3 protein-coding genes are annotated in these 4,976 nt (G+C 71.4%); all 3 read right to left on the reverse strand.

The annotated features are described in order from the left end of the window. Nucleotides 1-129: 129 nt before the first annotated feature. Complete coding sequence (locus PZC42_RS20560) at nucleotides 130-1,956, reverse strand: RICIN domain-containing protein (RefSeq protein ID WP_277213919.1); 1,827 nt, start codon at nucleotides 1,954-1,956, stop codon at nucleotides 130-132. 195 nt (nucleotides 1,957-2,151) lie between these two features. Then, nucleotides 2,152-2,673, reverse strand: coding sequence for an ATP-binding domain-containing protein (locus PZC42_RS20565; RefSeq protein ID WP_277213921.1), 522 nt, complete (start codon nucleotides 2,671-2,673; stop codon nucleotides 2,152-2,154). A 47-nt stretch (nucleotides 2,674-2,720) separates the two neighbouring features. Further along, entirely contained in the window at nucleotides 2,721-4,868 is a 2,148-nt protein-coding gene (locus PZC42_RS20570) for a DEAD/DEAH box helicase (RefSeq protein WP_277213923.1), read from the reverse strand. Nucleotides 4,869-4,976 lie beyond the last annotated feature (108 nt).

A 4,976-nucleotide genomic window follows, 5' to 3' on the forward strand; every position in this document is an offset into this window, starting at 1 on the left:
CGGGTACGTGGTCCGCCTCTCCCCCGCGGGCATGGGGGGCGTCGGTTTCGCCCCCCCCCCCCGCCCAGGTCAGACGGGTACAGCCGTGCCCCGTGGCACCGGACCACGGGGCACAGCCGGTTGTGGTCCTTACTTCCCGAGCAGACGCCAGGTCTGGTTGAGGGGGCTGGCCTGGCCGACCGGGTTGCAGGTCCACTGGTGGATCGCCGCACCGGCCGACGTCGAGATCGTGCTCACGTCGACGCACTTGCCGCTGTGCCGGGCGACGAGCTGGTAGTCCTGCGCACTGCTGCCCGAATAGGTGACCTTGCGGAGCGTGAACTGCTGGTTCTGCGCGCCCGCGTTGCAGGTCCACTGGATGACCGCTGCCTCGTTCGCCGTGGAGGCGCCCGACACGTCAAGGCACTTGCCGCTCAGCTCGTTGACGACCGTGTAGGTGTCGGCGACGCCGCTCACGGGGACGAACCGCCAGATCTGCTGGCTCCCGCCCTCGCAGTGGTACTGCTGCTGCCGGTTGCCGTTGGCCGTCGAGAGGTTTGTGTTGTCCAGGCACATCTGGCTGTGCTGCGCGACGGCGACGGTGGTGAACTCGGCGTTGCCCGGCGGGAGCAGGGTGACCGTGTACCCGTCGACGTTGTTCGTGCGGGGAATGTTGACCGTGGTCGCCCCGCTGCTCAGCGTCGCGACGGAGCTGGAGATCGTCTCGGGCCCCTTGACCGCGCCGCCGTTGTTGTACGGGATCCGCTGGACGACGACCCGCACCTGGTTGTTCGACACGATCCCCGTCGTCGAGGTCACGTTGTCGAGCCGGACCGCCATGTTGCCCGTCGTGCCGCCTCCGCCGAGGAGGATCTGCGCGCGGCCCGTGACCTTGGTCGCGAACGCGTCGTAAGCGGGGCTGGGCGTCGTCGACACGATCGAGCCGGTCTGGGAGCCGTAGTACCGGTACATCCACCACTCGCCGGTAGGGAGGTACTGGCTGCCCGTCTTGACCAGCAGCTTCGCCTGGAGGTCGTTGAGCTGCTGGCCGAGGGCCCAGTTGGCCCGGAGCCCGACCGCGCCGGCCCGCTCGAGCCGCGTGATGTACCACGCGCCGTCGGCGGGGTTCTGCTGGCTCTTCGACGCGTATTCGTTGATCTGGTGGCGCGTCGTCCTGGTGATGCCGCGCGCGGACAGCTGCGAGTTCGCGGCCTGCGAGCTGGTCACGGGGTCGCCGGGGAGGTTGTGCCAGGCGTAGATGTCCGGCAGGACGTTGTTGGCCTTCGCGTAGTCCAGGAAGACGGGCCACAGCGACGAGCTCTGCGGCGGCCTGCTGGTGCTCGGGCCCACGATGACGGCGTCGGGGAAGGTGGTCCTGATGCGCTGGTAGCCCCGCTTCCACATCTCGAGGTACTGCGACTGCGAGCGGTCCCAGAACGTCTTGATGTCGGGCTCGTTCCAGATGTCCCACTGCACCTGCACGCCGCTGGCCTGGACGTCGGCGATGAGCTGGTTCATGAACGCGTCGTACGAGGCCCAGTCGCCACTGTCTCCCGGGAAGACCGAAGCCTGCGTCTCTGCGTCGGCGCCCCACAGGTCGTGCACCAGCAGGACGAACTCGCCGCCGAGGTCGGCCGTGCGCTCGGCCTGGGCCTGCGTGGCTGCCCAGCGGCGCGGGTACGTCCCGCCGATCCAGCCGCCCGGGTTGTCGAGCTGCGCACCGCCGGCCCGCATGTAGTTCCACTTGATGTCGGTGAAGAAGTGGTCCTGCGGCAGGCCGCCGGACTCCGTCATCCCGTAGATGGTGCCGGAGGCGAGGTGCTGCGGCGCGCCGCCGGAGACGGCGAAGTTGACGCTGATCTGCTCGTCGCCCGCGGTCGCCGGCGGCGCCGACAACAACGACAGCGCCAGGGCGCCCACCAGGGCCGAGGTCAGCAGGGTGCGGATGCGCCCGCTCCTCCTGTTGGATGAAGTCACCACGAAAGCTCCTTTGCGATCAGTGAAAATGGTTCGCCGTCGGACCGGTGTTCCTGCCGTGCCGCGCCCGTCCCGTCTGGGACGATCCAGCGAACCGGTTCGCCCACGATGCCGCATCTGAGGCGATCACGTCAAGCGAACCGGTTCGCTCGCTGTGGGTCCGTCCTGGTCGGGATCCCCACCCCCGAAGCCACCTCAGCTCCGCAGCCGCACCGCCAGCCCGCTCGCGCGGCGAGCCCGCCGCAAGACAGCAGCGCGCACCGCCTCCGGCGTCCCGACAACCCGCACGCGCCGCCGCGCCCGCGTCACCGCGATGTAGAAGAGTTCGCGCGTGAGCAGCGGCGAGGCCTCGTCCGGCAGCAGCACCGTCACGGCCTCGGCCTGGCTGCCCTGGCCTTTGTGCACGGTCATGGCGTGCAGCGTCTCGACGTCGCCCAGGCGGGAGACCGCGAACGACGCGCCACCGCTGATATGGGCGCGCAGGGCTTCGCCCTCGGCGACCACCACCCCGGTGTCGCCGTTGAACAGGCCCAGGCTGTAGCCGTTCGCGGTGACCAGCACCGGCCGACCCGCGTACCACTCCGTGCGTTCGACGCCGCGGGCAGGCACCACGACGACCTCGGTCGCGAACGGATCCGCCAGGGGCGCGGCCAGAAGGTCCCCGAGCGCCCGCGCGAGCAGGTCCGTGCGCGGAGCATGATGAAGGACAACTGCCATCGCGCCACGTATCGTGCGCGGCCGCGAACCACCTGCAGTCCGGTAGCTCAGGCGGTGCCTTCGGCGGCGAGCGCGTCGGTGAGGAGCGCGACGAGGGCGTCGAGCTGGACGTCCGTGGACGATGCGACGTCCTCCTCCCCCGCACCGTCCAGTGCCCTGGCGGCCAGCCCGGACTTGCTGTCGATCAGCGCGGCGATCGTGGAGTCGATGGTCTGGGCGGCGATGATCCGCCAAGCGGTGACGGGCTCGGCCTGGCCGATCCGGTGGATCCGGTCGATGGCCTGGGTCTGCTCGGCGTAGGTCCAGGACAGCTCGGCCAGCACCAGGTTGGAGGCCACCTGAAGGTTCAGCCCCACTCCGGCGGCCATCAGGGAGCACACCACGATCGACACGTCGGGGTCGCCTGTGAACGCGGCGATGTTCTTCTCGCGCGCCTTGGGCGTCTGGTCGCCGCGGATCGAGGCGTAGCCGATGCCGCGATCGGCGAAGATCTGCTCGGCCTGGTCCATCACGTCGACGTGCTTGGCGAAGAACACCACCTTGCCGACGTTGCGGGCCAGCTGCGCGGCGTAGTCGGCGGCCAGTCCGGCCTTGGCCTGGCCGATCCGGCGGACCATGGTGAACACGTTCTCGCCACCGGCCCGCGAGCTCGCGTCCTTCAGCTCCCCCGCCGCCACCCGGCGCGCGAGGCTTTGGTCGACGCCGTCCGCGACGACGTCGTCGGCACGCGCCTCCACGGCGGACCGGTAGCGACCGACCAGACGGCGGGCGAGTGCGGCCTCGGCGGCACGGATCGAGCGGCCCGCCGCGCCGTCGAGCTCGACCGGCACGTCCGCCACCCGGCGGGCGGGGATGTCGGCGACCACGTCGGCCTTGCGGCGGCGCACGATACCCATGTCGATCACGCTGGTCCTGGCGGCGGCGTAGAACCCGGGGTCGGCCGGGGTGAGCCCGGCGCCCTCGAGGGCGGTCAGCAGCGCGGCGAGCGGCTTCGTGTCGTCGATCCAGCCCAGGAACTGCCAGATTGCCCGGAAGTCCTCGATGTCGTTGATCAGCGGGGTGCCGGTGAGCGCCATCAGGAGCGGCCGTGCGGTTCGGGCGCGGATCCGCTCGGAGACGGCAAGCACGTGCTGGGAGCGCTGGGAGCTCTTGTTCTTGATGAAGTGCGCCTCGTCGACGACCATGCCTCGGAAGCCGAGGTCGCCGAGCCAGCCGATGTGTCGGTCCAGGAGCTCGTAGTTCACGATCACGACGTCCGCGAACCCGTCGACCTGCTTGCCGTCACCATGGACCACCGTCGCCCGACGCCGCGGCGTCCACAGGTCGACCTCGTGCGCCCAGTTCGTCTTCACCACGTTGGGCGCCACGACCAGCAGCGGGTAGGCGTCGGCCGCCTGGGCGGCGAGCAGTGCCTGGGCGGTCTTGCCGAGCCCAGGCTCGTCCGCGAGCAGGAACGTGCGATGCCCGCGGGCCGTGGCCTCGACGACCTGGGCCTGGTGCGGCATCAGCTTCCGACCGTGGGGAGCGGACACCGAGCGGGCCTCGGGCAGCGGCATGCAGGCGGGTGCGCCGGGGGCGGCGTACTCGAAGGACCTGAAGAGCGGCTCGAGCAGCTCCCAGCCGGCCAGCCGGCGGGCTCGCGGAGCCTGCCGCTCGGCCGCCGCCTCGAAGTCCGGGGCGAGGAACGGGTTCGCCAGCTGGCGCGAGATCACCGAGCGGGGCACCACGCGCTTCTCGGCACCGGGAGCTGGCACGGCCGGCGGGGCCGGCGGTGGCTCCTCAGGGGGCTCCAGCCCGCCGGCGCGCATCAAGGTCGCCTTGTAGGCACGCGCCGCGTCGGAGACCCGGGCCTCCTCGGCGAGCAGCTCGAGCAGCGACGTGTCCCGCGCAGCGATCTTCGCCAGCAGCGTCGCCACCCCGTCGAGCCGCTTGAGCTGCTGGGCCCGCTGGGACTCGGTCAGGGCGCCGTCGGCCCTTACCCGGGCACGCTCCTCCCGGATGAGCAGCGCGACGACCTGGAACTTCGTGCGTACCGCCGGGCGCGTCGGCGGTCGCTGCACGGCACGGTCGACGTCGCGGGCGACCTCCGCCAGCACCGGGATGATCCCTTGCTCGGCGGGCTGCGGGGCGCGGCGGCGCTGAGCGCCGGAACCGGTCCGCGCGCGACCGGACCGGCGTTGGCCTGGTCGTGCCACATCTCCTCCTTCGCTACGTCCGTACCGCGGCTGCGGCGCGGTGCGCCGCAGCCCCCCCCCGGGCCCCGGGCCGGGCGGCGGTAGGCCGACCGGCCCCAGTGGGCGGCC

Source organism: Isoptericola croceus (genome assembly GCF_029382255.1).
Taxonomy (GTDB): domain Bacteria; phylum Actinomycetota; class Actinomycetes; order Actinomycetales; family Cellulomonadaceae; genus Isoptericola; species Isoptericola croceus.

What these genes read in the sequence shown, in the direction of transcription:
- PZC42_RS20565 (WP_277213921.1), bottom strand. Translation starts at nt 2,673, where the DNA reads ATGGCAGTTGTCCTTCATCATGCTCCGCGCACGGACCTGCTCGCGCGG.